The 16,228-nt window shown below is 56.7% G+C and carries 16 protein-coding genes and 1 pseudogene; 14 read left to right on the top strand and 3 right to left on the bottom strand.

The annotated features are described in order from the left end of the window. Positions 1-137: 137 nt before the first annotated feature. The gene (locus PSH86_RS15430) at positions 138-791 is read left to right on the top strand and encodes a hypothetical protein (protein ID WP_025569559.1); all 654 of its coding nucleotides are present in this window, start codon (positions 138-140) and stop codon (positions 789-791) included. Positions 792-936: 145 nt separating this feature from the next. Here the strand turns inward: PSH86_RS15430 and PSH86_RS15425 are convergent, their stop codons facing one another. Continuing rightward, positions 937-1,872, bottom strand: a complete 936-nt coding sequence (locus PSH86_RS15425; RefSeq protein ID WP_305483664.1) for a helix-turn-helix domain-containing protein — start codon at positions 1,870-1,872, stop codon at positions 937-939. A 571-nt stretch (positions 1,873-2,443) separates the two neighbouring features. On the opposite strand from PSH86_RS15425, the gene PSH86_RS15420 reads away from it, so the two are divergent. The 9 genes and pseudogenes from PSH86_RS15420 to PSH86_RS30600 all read left to right on the top strand — a co-directional run. Beyond that, positions 2,444-3,499, top strand: a complete 1,056-nt coding sequence (locus tag PSH86_RS15420; protein WP_025569555.1) for a phenylacetaldoxime dehydratase family protein — start codon at positions 2,444-2,446, stop codon at positions 3,497-3,499. 87 nt (positions 3,500-3,586) lie between these two features. After that, on the top strand, positions 3,587-4,453 hold the full coding sequence (locus PSH86_RS15415) for a transporter (protein ID WP_025569553.1): 867 nt from the start codon (positions 3,587-3,589) through the stop codon (positions 4,451-4,453). A gap of 160 nt (positions 4,454-4,613) precedes the next feature. Next, complete coding sequence (locus tag PSH86_RS15410) at positions 4,614-5,138, top strand: group 1 truncated hemoglobin (protein ID WP_025569551.1); 525 nt, start codon at positions 4,614-4,616, stop codon at positions 5,136-5,138. A 302-nt stretch (positions 5,139-5,440) separates the two neighbouring features. Beyond that, positions 5,441-6,955, top strand: coding sequence for an amidase (locus PSH86_RS15405; RefSeq protein WP_305483663.1), 1,515 nt, complete (start codon positions 5,441-5,443; stop codon positions 6,953-6,955). Positions 6,956-7,031: 76 nt separating this feature from the next. Continuing rightward, complete coding sequence (gene nthA / locus PSH86_RS15400) at positions 7,032-7,664, top strand: nitrile hydratase subunit alpha (RefSeq protein ID WP_305483662.1); 633 nt, start codon at positions 7,032-7,034, stop codon at positions 7,662-7,664. A 19-nt stretch (positions 7,665-7,683) separates the two neighbouring features. Then, positions 7,684-8,337 carry a nitrile hydratase subunit beta gene (nthB, locus tag PSH86_RS15395; protein ID WP_025569547.1) on the top strand — a complete coding sequence of 218 codons (654 nt, stop codon included), beginning with the start codon at positions 7,684-7,686 and terminating at the stop codon, positions 8,335-8,337. Further along, entirely contained in the window at positions 8,334-8,774 is a 441-nt protein-coding gene (locus PSH86_RS15390) for a nitrile hydratase accessory protein (protein WP_025569545.1), read from the top strand. Before nthB ends, PSH86_RS15390 begins: the two co-directional genes overlap by 4 nt. 59 nt (positions 8,775-8,833) lie before the next feature. Beyond that, on the top strand, positions 8,834-9,511 hold the full coding sequence (locus PSH86_RS15385; RefSeq protein ID WP_025569543.1) for an energy-coupling factor ABC transporter permease: 678 nt from the start codon (positions 8,834-8,836) through the stop codon (positions 9,509-9,511). A 276-nt stretch (positions 9,512-9,787) separates the two neighbouring features. Further along, positions 9,788-9,903, top strand: a pseudogene (locus tag PSH86_RS30600) (methyl-accepting chemotaxis protein); the annotation flags it as partial. A gap of 136 nt (positions 9,904-10,039) precedes the next feature. Here the strand turns inward: PSH86_RS30600 and PSH86_RS15380 are convergent. Beyond that, on the bottom strand, positions 10,040-10,933 hold the full coding sequence (locus PSH86_RS15380) for a LysR family transcriptional regulator (RefSeq protein ID WP_109755441.1): 894 nt from the start codon (positions 10,931-10,933) through the stop codon (positions 10,040-10,042). 99 nt (positions 10,934-11,032) lie between these two features. Between PSH86_RS15380 and PSH86_RS15375 the strand changes: the two genes are divergently transcribed. Together PSH86_RS15375 and dctA are read left to right on the top strand one after the other, a co-directional pair. Then, on the top strand, positions 11,033-12,202 hold the full coding sequence (locus tag PSH86_RS15375) for a mandelate racemase/muconate lactonizing enzyme family protein (RefSeq protein ID WP_305483661.1): 1,170 nt from the start codon (positions 11,033-11,035) through the stop codon (positions 12,200-12,202). A 102-nt stretch (positions 12,203-12,304) separates the two neighbouring features. Beyond that, entirely contained in the window at positions 12,305-13,612 is a 1,308-nt protein-coding gene (gene dctA / locus PSH86_RS15370) for a C4-dicarboxylate transporter DctA (protein WP_109755439.1), read from the top strand. 103 nt (positions 13,613-13,715) lie between these two features. Here dctA and PSH86_RS15365 read toward each other — a convergent pair whose 3' ends face one another. Beyond that, complete coding sequence (locus PSH86_RS15365; RefSeq protein ID WP_162893826.1) at positions 13,716-14,342, bottom strand: TetR/AcrR family transcriptional regulator; 627 nt, start codon at positions 14,340-14,342, stop codon at positions 13,716-13,718. Positions 14,343-14,442: 100 nt separating this feature from the next. On the opposite strand from PSH86_RS15365, the gene PSH86_RS15360 reads away from it, so the two are divergent. Together PSH86_RS15360 and PSH86_RS15355 are read left to right on the top strand one after the other, a co-directional pair. Continuing rightward, complete coding sequence (locus tag PSH86_RS15360) at positions 14,443-15,201, top strand: SDR family oxidoreductase (protein WP_116832393.1); 759 nt, start codon at positions 14,443-14,445, stop codon at positions 15,199-15,201. Between the two features lie 252 nt (positions 15,202-15,453). Next, positions 15,454-16,188: an NADPH-dependent F420 reductase gene (locus PSH86_RS15355; RefSeq protein WP_305483659.1), complete on the top strand. Its 735-nt coding sequence runs from the start codon at positions 15,454-15,456 to the stop codon at positions 16,186-16,188. The last annotated feature ends 40 nt before the right edge of the window (positions 16,189-16,228 follow it).

Below are 16,228 nucleotides of genomic sequence, written 5' to 3'. Positions count from 1 at the left end.
CTCTCCGTCCCCCCCAACTAGACGCCCGGGAATCGCTGATAAATCGCAGACAGCTCGATAAGAGAAGCGACTGAATAAGCCCCTTCCTTCGACCGACTCCTGCAAGGCAATTAGACAACCAAGACGAGCAAAACCGCATGAAATGGCCAACGATCGATCAAATTCGCAGTTTCACTGTTTTACCCTCTGGCTACACATGGGATTACCTGAAACGCAAGGAGATCGATGTAGCAATAATTTTTTTCCAGACGTGGTTTCCCTCCATTACGGTGGGGTTAGGGAGCCTTTTTCTGAACCAGCAATTTTATGAAGACAACGTGGTGCTCGAAGACGATTTGGAGCGGGGAATATTCGCTATCGTGGTTCGCCAGAACCATGAGATCGTCGCTATAGCAACGTGGGAAAAAATTGACGGCGCCGATGTCATCTTCGGGCGAGTGGGCGCGGTAGCCAAATATCATAGACAAACCAAACTGGCCGTCGCTGCCCAAGACCTCGGAGAAAAAATGGGAAGGTTCATGGGAGCGGGCTTGATCTATGGCATGGCGACAACCAGCGCTCCGTATATGCAGCAAGCTTTGGAGCATGCAGGTTACAAAGCCGTAGGAATAATGCCTGGCTTCGACCAAGAGGAAACAGAGCCCGGAATCGTGCGTAGGGTATACGAGGTCATCTACGCAAAACGACTCGCACCCCACTCAAACTTTCTGATTCCTTCAGTGCAAAACCTCACACCTACCGTCGCTCGGCTTTATGCAGAAATATTTCCCGAAACAATAATGATTGACTGAGTTATCGACCTGAAAAAACCGGCCTAGAGCCAAGTCAAAATGCCCTCTTCGGGGATCCAGATAGCCTGTAACGGCTCTCGCCCGTATTTAAAACTCTTTACTAACAGAAGGTTATAGGGATTTTCAGTCCGCCGCCGCATTCTTTTCACTCTCGCCGCAGGAGAGTGTGGGGAGCAATGCCGAATGCCTTGCGAAAGGCGTGGCTGAAATGAGAGAAGTCGGAGAAACCGAAATCCAGCGCCGCCTGAGAAATACTGCGGACTTGACCACGCTCAATCGCGTCGCGGCTCGCGAGCAATCGCGCCTTCCAAATTTCCGCGACCGGCGATTTCTGATGACGAGCGAAAGCACGCGTAACAGTGCGCGTGGAGACATGGTGAGCTTGAGCAATGCGTTCGAGCGACAGGTCCGCCTCGGTCAAATATTGGCGGATGTAATTCATGATCCGACCATACAGGTCCAACTCGTCATGAGTCTGCTTTAAATCCTGGAGTTCCAGGCTGACCACCAGAAGGTCGAGCAACGTGCTGGAGTAACGACTGGATACTCCTGTGCTCTGGAAGCCTAATGGCATACTCGCAGCCTGGCGTAGCATCTCGCGTAACGGAATCACCCCTGGACGACGATCATCCAGAACCACAGCGGTGCAATCTGCTATGCCGGGCAACCGCTGGCTGAGCAGTTGTCGCGGAATGCGGACAAGGTGATTGTCCGTACCACCGAAGCTGAATCTGAACGGCTGGGATGCGTCATAAAGAAACAGATCGTCCGCCGTCAGCTTCGTCCGTCGGTCAGCTTGCTCCAGTTCGCCATAACCGCTCCTGGTAAAGCCCAACCACAAATCGTCGTTAGGATCACTGCGTAAGTGCTGGGCGGACCGCTCCCAATAGTGCAAGGGTGCGGACAACGTGCAGATGTCCAATACGCCCATGCTATGTACCTCCAGCGCCCCGTCAAAATCGCTCTGCGCCAGCAGTTTGCTGTCTGCGTCCAGGCAGTGGTGACAAACCACTTCCTTCCAGTAATCGAACCGCAGGGGTGCCGTAACGGCAAGGGTTGAATACTGACATGGCTGACTCATTGCATTCACCTCGCGGCGGCGGTTCAACAAAAAAGCGTGGTAACGTTTTTTGCGAGCCAAGCAATTAGCAGGCCATCTCCATAGCCTGATTCCCGCTGCCAGACACCGTGGAAGATAGCCACCTGCGAACTCGGCTGGAGTTACATAGGTAGATCCCTCCAACACTCCCCATGCCACCTCTCGGGGCGCTCGTCCCCTTATTTCACAAGCCCCGCACCATTGCTGCGCGCTGATATGCCGGCCTTTTCTACCTGTCCTTCTTAACCAAACGGTTGTCCATTCGAGCCAAGCACGTTTCATCTCCCCTGGATAATTTTTACTCCACGCCGTGTCCCTACAAGCACGAATGATGAGGTGTCTCATGCATCCACGAGAACAGCAGCGACTGTCCGATTCATCCTGGTTTTTACAGCGATGGGACATGGCACCCGAAGAGTTTGCCACTTACCTGCTACAGCTCGGGACCTTGGTGCTGCAACGCCGATGGAGTGGTACCCACCGCAAAACACCAACATCCACTGGGATGTAGAACAGAAAACCGTCCGTTTGAGACGGAAATAAAGGAGCCCCCATGGAATCTGCAATCGATAAACATCTCAAATGTCCCCGGACTTTGTCCCGTCGTGTTCACGACGATTACAAGCCACCCTTCCCGATGTTTGTTGGGCGAGCTGACGAAAACGTGAAGCAAGTTGTGATGGCCTACCTCGGGGTGCAATTTCGCGACGAACAACGCGCCGCCGCCCTGCAGGCCATGCGCTACATTGACGCCAGCTTTGCCCTCGCCGATGGCCCTGGGAATCACGACCTGACCTACCACCTCGACAATCAGGGTTATGGAAACTTCATCGCCGTGGGCTACTGGCGTGATCCCGCCGCCTATCACCGTTGGTTACTTTCAGCGCCTGTAGCCGACTGGTGGGGTGACGAGGCACGCCTGAGCGAGGGACTGGGGTATTTCCGCGAGGTCATCGCACCGCGCGCCGATCAGTTCGAGACGTTGTATGCATTCAAGGAAGATTTGCCAGGTGTCGGTGCGGTCATGGACGGCATTAGTGGCGAGGTCGAAGAGCACGGCTACTGGGGTTCGGCACGCGACCGATTTGCCATCTCACAGACCGATTGGATGCAACCGACCGGCGAACTACAAGTGATTTCCGGGGACCCGGCCAAGGGCGGCAAGGTCGTGATACGCGGCCACGACAACCTGACGCTGATCCGTTCTGGACAGGACTGGGTCGAAGCCGGCGAGGAAGAGCGCGCGCTGTACTTCACCGAAATGCTCCCCCCTCTACAAGACGGCATGAACTTCCTGCGTGACGAGGGCCAGGCGTTGGGCTGCTACAGCAATCGCTTCGTACGCAATGTCGACCTGGATGGCAATCTGCTCGACATCGCCTATGACATCGGTCACTGGCGATCACTCGACAAACTGGAACGCTGGGCAGAATCCCATCCCACTCACTTGCGTATTTTCACCACGTTCTTTCGCGTGATCGGGGGCCTTTCGAAGCTGCGGCTGTATCACGAGGTCTCGGTAGCGGACGGTAGCCAGCAACTGTTCGAGTACATCAACTGCCATCCGCAGACCGGGATGATGCGCGACGCGCAAGTGTCGCCCACCTGATTCCATCGCTGACTCCACTTTTAGCCCTGCGCGTCGCCTGATTGGCGCCTGCGGGGCTCTTTTTGCCCGAAAAAAGGATCTTCGATCATGAAACAGTTCCGCTACCTGTCGCTTGCAGCCCTCCTCCCCTGCCTTTCCTCCCACGCTCTCGAGGTGGATCCTGGCGATTACGAGCCGCTCCCCGTTGGGGCGACCATTGGCGTGGTCTACTACCAGCACGCCACCACGGACAACGCCTACTCCCAGGGGCACAAGACCAGTTCCGATTTCAACCTGACTTCCGATATCGGCATTCTGCGTCTGCTGCACGTCTACCAATTGAGCGAGCGGCTGACCATCGAGCCGCAATTCCTGTTGCCCTTCGGTCATGTCTCAGGCGGTGGTGATGCTTCTGGTTTAGGCGACGCCAGCGGCATCGGCGACCTCATTCTTACAGCGCCGCTCAAGTACCGGCTCAACGATGCCAATGACACCCTCGGTGCGACTGCTTACTTGTACGTGCCTACTGGCGACTATGACAAAGACGACGCCCTCAACCTTGGCGAGAACCGTTGGAAGGTTGATCTCCAGGCCGCTTACGTCAAGCACTTCTCGGACAAGTGGGCCATCGACCTCGTAGGTGACGCCATCTGGTACGCAGACAACAACGACTTCGGCGCCAGCTCCGCCCGTCGGGAGCAGGACGTTTCCTACGGCGCTCAGTTGATGGGGCGCTACATGCCCGACGAGACAACTGCGCTGGCTATCGGCTTCGGCCACAGTTGGGGCGGGGAAAACCAGGTCGATGGAGTCAACCAGGACGACAGGATGGAAACCACCAACGTCCGCGTCACGGCCAGAAAGTTTTTCACCGCCAAGGACCAAATCCAAGTGCAACTGGGACGCGACCTTGCGGTGGAGAACGGCCCCAAGGAGGACTTTCGCATGAACCTGCGCTACGTGCGGGTTTTCTAGATCCGCCCGCCTCCACCAACCGTTGTCCTTATCAACCAAGCGTGTGCCCAACGACGAATTCGACTTGGATCCGTCGCAAGACTTCACATCCCGTAGCAACCGTGCCAACGCGACAGTTGGCTAATGAGATGACCCTCACTCGAAACGGAGAAACCAGGCAATGACCGACCAGCAACCCTCCATGGAAAAACAACCCTCCCTCTATACCCGTCTTGGTGGCTATGACGCTATCTATCAGTTCGCAGGCGCAGTGTTGAGAAAAACAATGGGACACCCCGCCATCGGGCACATCTGGGCCCATATGTCGGAATCAACGTTCCAAAAGGAGCACATCAATTTTGTCGATTTCCTTTCCGAGCACTGGGGTGGAAGCGCCAAATACAGGGGCAGAGACATGGTCACCGCGCATCGCGGAATGGGTCTGACCGAGGTGCATTGGCAAGCCGTGCTCGATTGTCTCGAGGCGTGCTACGACGACTACGGTCTGGCCCCGGATCTGCGCAAGGAGGTCAATGACTTCCTCATCAAGTTCAAACCGGCGGTGATCGGGAGCCCCTCCTATCGGGACGTCGTACTCGCGCACCCGGAAATGGACCCAGCCAAAGGCATGAAGAGCGTTGGGGTTTTCTGGCCGAAACCCGGGAAGTCCTCGCAGAAACAGACCACGCCTGAATCCGAAAACTGACACGCTCGTCAAAACCTGAGCCACACCAATGGGGGCGCATCCATGGGGTGTCCCCCATGCTGCCGAGGCTCGCTCTGGCAGCCGACGGTTACCGCGGTGTGGCTAAAAAAACACGGGCACCCGCGTCCCGCTCAACCAAGCGAATGTCCTCCTCAACCAAGCACCGCTCAATTTGCGGAGATAGCTTGATACCAGCCCCGGCCGCGACTTCGTCAATAGTGCACGCCGCGCCCGGGCATCCCGAGATGACGTTTGAACAAACATTGCCACCCTACGGGTTGGCACAGGAAACAGGACACCCCATGGCCATCATCCGCCCGACTCTCGAACAAGTGCAGGATCTCGCCAGCCGCCTGCACATACAGCTGACACCCGAGCAAGCCAGCGAATACCTGGCACTTATGCAACCCAGTTTTGATGCCTATGATCTCGTCGATGAGTTGCCAGACTTCATCCCTCCAGTGCGCTATGAGCGCAGCTCTGGTTATCGCCCTTCAAGCACGGATAATCCGCTAAACGCCTGGTACTACAGAACGGAGGTGATGGGTGCCAGTTCGGGCAAACTTGCTGGCAAGACGGTAGCGCTCAAAGACAATATCTCTCTGGCCGGTGTCCCCATGATGAACGGTGCCGCACCACTGGAGGGTTTCGTACCGTCGTTCGATGCCACCGTGGTGACGCGTTTGCTCGACGCTGGAGCAACCATCCTCGGCAAAGCCACTTGTGAACACTACTGCCTCTCCGGTGGTAGCCACACCTCGGACCCGGCTCCTGTGCACAACCCTTATCGCCATGGTTTCACCACCGGCGGCTCCTCTTCTGGCAGCGCGGCGCTTGTGGCGTCGGGCGAGGTCGACCTGGCCGTCGGTGGAGACCAGGGCGGCTCCATCCGCATTCCGGCAGCATGGTGCGGCATTTACGGAATGAAGCCCACCTTCGGTCTGGTGCCCTATACCGGCGTCATGGCGATCGAGTCCACTTTCGACCATGTCGGCCCCATGACGAGCAACGTGCGCGATAACGCTCTCATGCTGGAAGTGATGGCCGGAGCCGACGGGCTCGACCCTCGCCAGAGCGCCCCCAAGGTCGATGCCTATTGCGATTATTTGGAGCGAGGCGTGATCGGACTCAGGATCGGGGTTCTCCAGGAAGGCTTCCAACTCGCAAACCAAGATCCACGTATCGCAGAAAAGGTGCGCAGCGCTATCGCCCGACTCGAGGCGTTGGGCGCGCGGGTCGAGGAGGTCTCGGTTCCCGAACACACCCTGGCGGGATCGTTGTGGAGCCCAATCGGCTGTGAAGGCCTGACCATGCAAATGATGCATGGCAACGGAGCGGGTTTTAACTGGAAGGGGCTTTACGACGTGGGCCTGCTGGACAAACAGGCCGGTTGGCGCGATCAGGCGAACGCATTGTCCCCGTCACTCAAGCTCTGCATGTTCGTGGGCCAGTTCGGTCTGGAGCGCTACAACGGTCGCTACTACGCCAAGGCCCAGAACATTGCGCGCTTTGCCCGAGCTGCCTATGACAAGGCGTTGAACACCTATGACCTGCTCGTCATGCCAACCGTACCAATCACCGCTCAGCCGCTGCCGGAACCGGGGTCTTCAATCACCGAGACCGTCACTCGTGCGTTGGAGATGTTAGGCAACACGGCCGCTCAGGACGTTACCGGGCACCCCGCCATGTCGATCCCTTGTGGCCTGGTGGACGGACTGCCCGTAGGGCTGATGTTTGTCGCAAGACATTATGCCGAAAGCACCCTCTACCAAGCCGCAGCTGCATTCGAGGCCTCTGTCGATTGGCGGACGTTGTAAACCTGCGCATCGCATTGGCGAACAAACACCGGCAAGTAGCACTGAAAGTAAGTACCAACTTCAGAGGAGCCAATACATGAGCCATACGCACGAACATCATCACCATCACGACCACACCGAGCCACCCGAGACCATCGCCTTGCGTGTCAAGGCGCTCGAATCCCTGTTAATAGAAAAAGGCCTGATCGACCCAACCGCCATGGATGCTCTGGTGGACACTTACCAACACAAGGTCGGCCCGCGCAACGGCGCTCAGGTGATCGCCAAGGCCTGGTCCGATCCCGAATACAAACATCGGCTGCTGGACGATGCCACGGCGGCCATTGCCGAACTGGGTTTTTCCGGCGTGCAGGGCGAAGACATGGTGGTGGTGGAGAACACCGCGACCGTGCACAACGTGACGGTCTGCACGCTGTGCTCCTGCTACCCATGGCCGACCCTGGGCCTGCCCCCAGCCTGGTACAAATCCGCGCCCTATCGCTCACGGATAGTCATCGATCCGCGCAGTGTGCTGGCCGAATTCGGTTTGCTTATTCCCAATGACAAGGAAGTTCGCGTCTGGGACAGCAGTGCTGAGCTGCGCTACCTGGTACTGCCGGAACGTCCGGCTGGCACTGACGGCTGGAGCGAGGAACGACTGGTCGAGCTGGTGACGCGGGACGCCATGATCGGCACCGGCCTGCCCAAGACGCCGGGCGACGAAGCCTGACCCCGAGAAGGAGAAAACCATGAACGGTGTACACGACTTAGGCGGTATGCACGGTTTCGGCCCGGTGCTCACCGAAGAAAATGAACCGATCTTCCATCACGACTGGGAGCGCAGGATCTTTCCGCTGTTCGCCTCGCTCTTCGTCGGCGGACACTTCAATGTCGACGAGTTCCGGCATTCCATTGAACGCATGGAGCCGTCTGAATACTTGCAGTCGAGTTACTACGAGCACTGGCTGCACGCCTTCGAGACCCTGCTGCTGGAAAAAGGCGTGATCAGCGCTGCCGAACTGCAGGGCACGGCCAAACCGACCTCACCGGCACAGCCCCCTACGGTGCTCACACCGGACATCGTCGAGGCGGTGATCCTCGGTGGCGCCTCATCCAGGGCAAAGGAACATGTCAGCGGCCGCTTCCGGGTCGGTGACCGGGTGCGGACGAAGAATCTCAATCCAACCACCCACACTCGACTGCCGCGTTACGCGCGCGGCAAGGTCGGGACAATCGAGATTGCACACGGAGCGTTTGCTACCCCAGACACGATGGCCCACGGTCTAGGCGAACAACCCCAACAGGTCTATGCCGTTCGCTTCAGTGCTACAGAATTGTGGGGAGTGGCGCGACCGGACAGTGTTTGCATTGATCTGTGGGACAACTATCTGGAGGCCGTATGAGCGCAAGCATGCCTTTCATCCCGCCAATAGCCGGTCTGTCTCTCGACGATGAAGGCCCAGTGTTCGACAAACCTTGGCAGGCCCAGGCCTTTTCCCTGCTGCTGCACCTGCACCAAAGCGGTCTGTTTCCCTGGAAGGACTGGGTGCAGGTATTCAGCGACGAGATCAAGGCTGCCCCGGCGCAACCCGGAGAAAGCGTCAACGACACTTACTACCGGCAATGGATTACAGCGATGGAAAGAATGGTCACCACACTCGGTTTAGCGGGTATGGAAGACATCACCCAGCGCACCGAGGAATGGCAGCGAGCTTACTTGAATACCCCCCATGGACAACCGGTGGCACTGCTCAATGCGAGTTGCCCACCGGCCCATGGAAACGGGCACGAACACCTGCCACGGCACGAGCCCGTAGCGATCAGCCGTGCCACTCGCTGAGGCCTGGATCGTCTTATTTTTAACTTTCGAGGTCGCGAAGCGGCCAAGGGGCAATCGTCATGCATATCGAACCTAACCTGGTGGAAGCTGGAAAAATCTGGCTGAGCTATGTCACTGCCGCAGGTGTCGGCGCCTACACCCTCAAACTCGCTGCGCAAGCCATCGGTGAGCGTGGTGTCTTCTCGCTGCTAGCTCGCACTGTCACTGCCACGGCCTTGGTGTTCAGCTTCTTCGAGCTACTACCGCACTATCCAGTCGGTGTTTCCGAGGTGCATCTCATCCTGGGGTCAACCCTGTTCCTGCTGCTTGGCGCCGCCCCCGCGGCGGCGGGTCTCGCCCTGGGACTGCTGATTCAGAGCCTGTTCTTCGCGCCATTCGACCTGCCGCAATACGGCATGAACGTCACCACCCTTCTGGTACCGCTGTTCGCAGTCGCTACCCTGGCGAAACGCATCATCGCGCCAAACACGCCGTACGTGGAGCTGAGCTATAGACAAGCTCTGGGGCTGTCGACGGCCTTCCAGGCGGGCATTGTCGCCTGGGTTGCCTTCTGGGCCTTCTACGGGCAAGGCTTCACAGCGGAAAACGCAATGTCAATTCTGACCTTCGGCAGTGCCTACATGACCGTCGTCACCCTCGAGCCGCTGTTGGACCTGGCCGTGCTGGCCGGTGCCAAGGCAACCCATCGCCTGCGTGGCAGCATGCTGGTCGAGCGCCGACTGTACCAGGCCGCCTGAGTCAGCGTACGCCAGTCCAAGTTCAGATCGTCCCCGGGCATTCGAAGGCCGTAATGCTCGGGGCATCAAGAGCAAGAACCGCCCAGAAACCTCGTGAGCAAAGGCAGAGGTATTGATGTTTTTCAGAAATAGCACTCGCAAGGAGCTGAAGCTGCTCGGCGACAGGCTGGAACAACCCGATGGCGAGGGGGTATCCATAGCGGCGAAAGATTCGTTACTGCGGCGGGTACTGGATGGCATAGAACGCCTGCTCGCCGATCGCACGGCGCTCCGACGGCCAGAGCCGGTGAGGCCGAAAGGGCTTCGCAGTAGTCGCCGACGAGGTCCGCAAGCTGGCCACCCGTACCAGCCAGGCGCCCCAACAGGCGGCCGACATGATCGAGAAGTACTGAGTTCGAGCTACTCGGTGCGAATGGGGGGGAAATGGGGCATAACTCGATTTTTTTGAGCTGAAACCACCGTCCTAGAGCCCAGTCAAAATGTTTTTCGGGGATCCTGAGAGTCTCTGAATCATACCAGAGCAACCTGTCATGTGGACGGCTGCGGTTCACTGCCCGTCCTGCCCCAGAACTCTTCGGCAGACTGACTGAGGACTGCTTTTGGGCGAGTCAGATGAATTTCCAAAGGTATATCCCAGCTTTCGTCGAGCGCTCTGACTAAGCGCCCATCCAGGATTTCTTGCTCGGTGAGGCTCTTGGGTAACCACGCCACGCCTTTGCTTTCCAGGGCCATGGACATGAGTACCGCTGCAAGGTGGCTGCTGAAAAGTGGTTTGAGGTGGAGGTAGTCTTCCTTGCCACGCAGTCTGTGAGCAACGATACGCCCCAGTCCAGACTCATGGGTGTAAGCGAGGTATGGCAATGCCGCAGGCGAGGTGCCGAAGTTAGCGCAAGCACTCGCAAGAGGAACGAGAACGTCCTCACCCACCTTTTTGCTGATGAACTGATCGGGAGCCAGTAGAGGCGGAACGTCGGGATGACGGTGGCAGAGCAGAAACTGGACGTGGCCATGTATCAGCATCTGCTCACAAACAGCCATGCTATCCGAGTGCAGTTTCACGGCCTCAATCGGGGCACCGTTTTCCGAGCTTCGAAGCCACTTGGGGAAAAAAGTAAACGACAGCGAGTGAGTTGCAGCGAATTGCAGCGACCTGGCTGCCATTCCAGCGACCTCCTGAGCCTCGTTGCGCATCCGGTACAAATGTCGGGCAGCTTCCTGGGCGCTGGGCAAAATTTTCCTTCCTGCCTCGGTAAGGATGGCTCCTTGTGGGGTGCGAACAAACAGTTCAACCCCCATCCAATTCTCCAATGAACGCACTCTGCGACTGAAAGCCGGCTGAGTAACATGCCGCGCTTCTGCGGCACGAACAAAGCTGCCGTATTCCGCTAGCGCTGAAAGATCTTCGAGCCAAACGAGTTCCAAGGGCCATGCCTCCCGTGCATAGGGTGCGGCATTAATAGCATTGGGCGGGTGACATCGCAAAGCATAACGTGGGGTCACAAACAACAAGAGGACCCCGTCATGCGCATCGTAGATATTCGTGAAAAAACTGTGTCTATCGCCTCGCCGATCGCCAATGCCTACATCGATTTTTCGAAAATGACCTGCTCAGTTGTCGCGGTCATCACAGATGTGATTCGCGACGGCAAACCCGTCATCGGCTATGGCTTCAACTCCAACGGTCGCTACGGCCAAGGCGCACTGATGCGTGATCGCTTCCTGGCGCGCATCACCGAAGCTGATCCGGATACGCTGGTCGACCATGAAAACAACAACCTGGATCCGTTCGCCATCTGGAAAACCCTGATGACCAACGAAAAGCCAGGCGGCCACGGCGAGCGCTCGGTCGCCGTTGGCACCATCGACATGGCTGTATGGGATGCCGTCGCCAAGATTGAAGGCAAACCGCTGTATCGCCTGCTGGCTGACCGCTACCGTAACGGCGTCGCGGATGACAAGGTCTGGGTCTATGCAGCAGGTGGCTACTATTACCCTGGCAAAGATCAGACCAAGCTCAAAGCAGAAATGCAGAGCTATCTGGATCGTGGCTACGATGTCGTCAAGATGAAAATTGGTGCGGTACCACTGGATGAAGATATTCGTCGCATCGAAGCGGTGCTTGAGGTGGTTGGCGACGGTCGTCGATTGGCGGTCGATGCCAACGGGCGTTTCGATCTACAGACCGGTATTGCTTACGCTGAAGCAATCAAGAAGTACAACCTCTTCTGGTACGAAGAGGTCGGCGATCCGCTGGATTATGCACTCCAGGCTGAGCTTGCCAATCACTATGAGCTGCCCATGGCCACTGGGGAAAACCTGTTCTCCCACCAGGATGCTCGTAACCTCCTGCGCCACGGCGGTATGCGACCTGACCGCGATTACCTCCAGTTCGACTGTGCTCTGTCCTACGGTCTCGTGGAGTACATGCGCACCCTGACGGTGATGGAAGAAATGGGCTGGTCTTCCCGCCGCGTGGTTCCTCATGGTGGTCACCAGATGTCCCTGAACATCGCAGCCGGACTGCACTTGGGCGGCAACGAATCTTACCCTGACGTGTTCCAGCCCTTCGGCGGTTTCGCTGACGGCATCCGGGTCGAAAACAGCTATGTCGGGCTGCCGGATATTCCAGGTGTCGGCTTCGAAGCCAAGTCCGCTCTGTACGCAGTCATGCGTGAGCTGGGCGAAGGCTGATCACCCTCGATCTGCGGTTTCTTTGAAAGAGGCCGCAGACTTAGGCGTCCCCCAGTGACGCCAAGCCACATGCCCATCACAAAAATAAAATGAGGTGCTTACGTGGAAACTTCCAAGTCCCGCTGGTACAGCCAGCTGTATGTCCAAGTGCTGATCGGCATCGTGATCGGTGCAGCAATCGGTTACTTCGTACCTGATATCGGAGCCAAGCTCCAGCCCTTCGCCGATGGCTTCATCAAACTGATCAAAATGCTATTGGCACCGATTATTTTCGGCACCGTGGTCGTGGGCATCGCAAAGATGGGCAGTATCAAAGAGGTCGGTCGGATTGGCGTAAAAGCGCTGATCTACTTTGAGATCCTATCCACCATCGCCTTGGTCGTTGGTCTCATCGTCGTCAACATCGTCAAGCCCGGCGTCGGCATGAACATTAACGCCAGCGCGCTTGATGGAAGTGCTGTCAGCAAGTACAGCCAGGCTGCCAGTGAACAGGGTGGCATCATTGATTTCTTCCTCAACATCATCCCCCCGACGTTCCTTGGCGCATTTTCCAATGGCGTCATGCTCCAAGTCATCCTGCTTTCGATATTGATGGGTATTGCTCTGGTTCAAATGGGCGAAACCAGCAAACCGTTGATCAACACCATAGATCTGTTCCTGCAAGGGCTGTTCAAGATCGTTGCCATGGTCATGCGCTTGGCGCCCATTGGGGCTGGTGCAGGTATGGCGTTCACGATCGGCAAGTACGGGATTGGTACCTTGCTGTCACTCGGTCAGTTGCTGGTCGCGCTCTACATCACAACCCTGGTTTTCATCGTGGTTGTGCTCGGTTCGGTTGCCAGATGGTCGGGTATGCCGTTGATGCAATTTCTCCGCTATTTCAAGGATGAAATTCTCATCACGCTTGGCACCTGTTCAACAGAAGCCGTGCTGCCACGAATGATGGTGAAACTTGAAAAGCTTGGCTGCAAAAAATCGGTGGTGGGCATGGTGCTGCCTACGGGTTACACCTTCAATGCAGATGGCACCTGCATCTATCTCACCATGGCCGCTATCTTCATCGCCCAGGCGACCAATACCCCCCTGAGTTTCATGGATCAGATGATTCTGTTAGGCGTATTCCTGCTGACATCCAAAGGCTCGGCCGGTGTGGCGGGTGCGGGGTTTGTGACGTTGGCTGCAACGCTGACAACCATCCACTCCATTCCACTGGTGGGACTCGTTTTGCTCTTGGGCATTGACCGGTTCCTGAACGAAGCGCGGGCCGTGACCAATCTGATCGGCAATGGCATCGGCACCATCGCCATTGCCAAGTGGGATAATTCGTTCGATGTCGAGGCCTGCGAGCGTGAAATTGCTGCCATGAAAAATGAAAAGGCGGCACGGAAGGCATTGCTGGCGCAAAAATAATCTGTAAGCGATCCGGTCATTGCGCGTCAAAAGCGGCTATGACCGGTAGTGCCTTCCAGGTCTCGTTCAACACATGAGGCCTAATGTCCGCAATCAACGCGACCTACGAGGCGCTGGGCGGACAAAGTGGCATGGAGGAAGGCGCGTTACTCTTTTTCAGACTTTCGGGGCTGCCAGCACACAGACCATCCATCACCAAGTTCATCAGTCTTGCGAGACGCGAGCGCCATTCGCTCTGGGCATCCATTTGCCATATTCCAGCGATGGCTAGAAAGAAGTCATCGTTGGTTATCCCGCTGCGAATCGTTCCGGCCTTTTCATTTGCCCTCAAAAGCAACTCGGCTGCCGCCTGGACGGGAGCGTATCCGCACTTTCCCGGGAACTCATAAATGGACGCAGCTTGTTGTATGGCAGTCGCGAGCCCTGCTTTCGTCATCGCATATTCAGCAAGGCAGTCCATCCATTCACGGAGGGCTTCTTTAGGTGGTTTGGTCGCGAGGAACTGTTCCGCCAACGCTGCCACCTGCTGCATCTCGAATTGATAAACCTCGAATACCAGCTTCTCTCGGGTGGCGAAATGGCGATAGAACGTGCCCTGCCCCACACCAGCCTTCTTGGCGATCGTGCTCAAGGGAACCGCAGGATCGCGAGTCAGCTCAACCACCGCGACCTCCAGTATCCGTTCGCGGTTTTTCTTGGCGTCAGAACGCATCACCAGCTCGTCAGTCATGAGCAAAGTTTTCCTTCAATGCATTGCTAAGCGGACAGCTGTCCGGTATTTTCTAAAAGTGGACACTTGTCCGATTAACCGTTTTCCCTTGGAGTTTACTATGAACGGCACTGGCAACACGATTCTGGTTACTGGCGGCACCTCGGGCATCGGCCTCGGTCTGGCGCTCAGGCTTCATCAGGCGGGCAATAAAGTCATCATCGCTGGACGTCGCAAGGCTCTGCTCGACAAGATCGCGTCGGAGCATCCAGGTATTGAATCAGTATTGCTGGACATCTGCGATCCGCACTCCATCCAGCGCAGCAGCGAAGCGCTTGCGATCAGCCATCCAAATCTCAACGTTCTCATAAACAATGCCGGGATTATGCAGTGGGAGAATCTGACTGAGCCGCAAGGCCTGCGCACAGCCGAAGATATCGTGACAACGAACTTACTTGGCACGATTCGCATGGTGTATGCATTTACTCCCCAACTGCTCAAACAACCCAGCGCAACCATTATGAACGTCAGCTCGGCCCTGGCATTCGTTCCACTGCCTGCCACACCGACCTACAGCGCCACCAAGGCAGCGGTTCATTCGTTCACTCAAAGTCTTCGAGTACAGTTGGAGGACTCCTCCGTCGAAGTTATCGAGCTTGCGCCGCCGGGTGTGCGCACCACTTTGCTCGGGCAGGAAAATGACGAGCACGCGATGCCTCTGGAGGAGTTTTTGGATGAAATCTTTGAACTGCTAAAGATCTCTCCGACCCCATCAGAACTCGTTGTTGAGCGCGCCAAACCATTAAGGTTTGCTGAAGCGACGGGTTCACATGACGAAGTGTTGAAAATGCTTGCGGCGTACAAACCTCCGGCAGAGTGACATTGACCTTGTGGGTATTGCCTTATGCGGTCATTCGGCTAACCAGATGAGATCGCTCCAGGCAACCACATGCACACGGATCGTGCATTGTTTACCAACAGCATGACCTCTCATTCTTGAAAAGTCGTATTTACCAGAGTCAGACGACAGGCGTGCGCATCCCAGGTTGCAGGCTTCACGGTGCGCTAATTCATTCGCATACCCAGCCAGACAGTCACTTAAATATTGGTTGTAGGTAAGGAGGTTCTTAAAGTGAAAATCGGAATTATCGGTGCCGGCAATATTGGGGCTACCCTAGCCCGCAAGCTCGCTGCGTGCGGCCATGAAGTTAAGCTGGCAAACTCGAAAGGCCCTCAGAGCATCCAGAGCCTTGCCAATGAAATCGGCGTGCACGCGGTGACCAGGGAAGATGTTGTTTCCGAGGTAGACGTGATCATCCTCTCGATCCCCTTCGCGAAATACCCAGATCTCAAACAGACGCTGAGTAGTGTCCCCAAGAAAATCGTCGTAATTGACACATCCAATTATTATCCCGGGCGCGATGGGGCAATCAAGGAAGTTGATGACGGCAAGCCCGAGAGCATTTGGGTAAGCGAGCAGATCGGCCACCCGGTCATCAAGGCTTGGAACGCGGTCCTCGCAGCGACCCTTGCCGACAATAGGCAGGCAGACGGGGCTGCAGCACGCATCGCCTTACCGGTAGCCGGGGATGACACTCAGGCTGAGTCAATCGCACGGCATCTCGTTGAGGATACGGGCTTTATCGCACTTGCCGCCGGTAGCCTTGAAGATTCGTGGCGTCAGCAACCAGGTACACCCGCCTACTGCACCGAGCTGACATTGCCGGAGCTGAAATTGGCGCTGCAAGCGGCAGACAAGGCGCGAGCGCCTCAAAACCGCGACGCATTGATCGCCAAGTTTATGACTCCCGACAGTCAGTTCACACACGAGCAAATTGTTGCCACCAACCGCGCTATGACAGCCTGACTATCGTGTTCGATTGCTGAAAATCATGGCGGTCGCCCTT

This window comes from Pseudomonas sp. FP2300, from assembly GCF_030687595.1.
Lineage (GTDB): Bacteria > Pseudomonadota > Gammaproteobacteria > Pseudomonadales > Pseudomonadaceae > Aquipseudomonas > Aquipseudomonas bijieensis.
Note: the sequence above shows the minus strand (reverse complement) of the source record. Positions and strands in the feature narration are given on the sequence as shown.

Bases quoted from the DNA above. Each gene is read 5' to 3' on its own strand.
- nthB (WP_025569547.1), top strand. From the start codon at position 7,684: ATGAACGGTGTACACGACTTAGGCGGTATGCACGGTTTCGGCCCGGTG.
- PSH86_RS15390 (WP_025569545.1), top strand. From the start codon at position 8,334: ATGAGCGCAAGCATGCCTTTCATCCCGCCAATAGCCGGTCTGTCTCTC.
- PSH86_RS15385 (WP_025569543.1), top strand. From the start codon at position 8,834: ATGCATATCGAACCTAACCTGGTGGAAGCTGGAAAAATCTGGCTGAGC.
- PSH86_RS15415 (WP_025569553.1), top strand. From the start codon at position 3,587: ATGAAACAGTTCCGCTACCTGTCGCTTGCAGCCCTCCTCCCCTGCCTT.
- PSH86_RS15425 (WP_305483664.1), bottom strand. From the start codon at position 1,872: ATGAGTCAGCCATGTCAGTATTCAACCCTTGCCGTTACGGCACCCCTG.
- PSH86_RS15430 (WP_025569559.1), top strand. From the start codon at position 138: ATGAAATGGCCAACGATCGATCAAATTCGCAGTTTCACTGTTTTACCC.
- PSH86_RS15360 (WP_116832393.1), top strand. From the start codon at position 14,443: ATGAACGGCACTGGCAACACGATTCTGGTTACTGGCGGCACCTCGGGC.
- PSH86_RS15420 (WP_025569555.1), top strand. From the start codon at position 2,444: ATGGAATCTGCAATCGATAAACATCTCAAATGTCCCCGGACTTTGTCC.
- PSH86_RS15365 (WP_162893826.1), bottom strand. From the start codon at position 14,342: ATGACTGACGAGCTGGTGATGCGTTCTGACGCCAAGAAAAACCGCGAA.
- PSH86_RS15405 (WP_305483663.1), top strand. From the start codon at position 5,441: ATGGCCATCATCCGCCCGACTCTCGAACAAGTGCAGGATCTCGCCAGC.
- PSH86_RS15375 (WP_305483661.1), top strand. From the start codon at position 11,033: ATGCGCATCGTAGATATTCGTGAAAAAACTGTGTCTATCGCCTCGCCG.
- PSH86_RS15410 (WP_025569551.1), top strand. From the start codon at position 4,614: ATGACCGACCAGCAACCCTCCATGGAAAAACAACCCTCCCTCTATACC.
- nthA (WP_305483662.1), top strand. From the start codon at position 7,032: ATGAGCCATACGCACGAACATCATCACCATCACGACCACACCGAGCCA.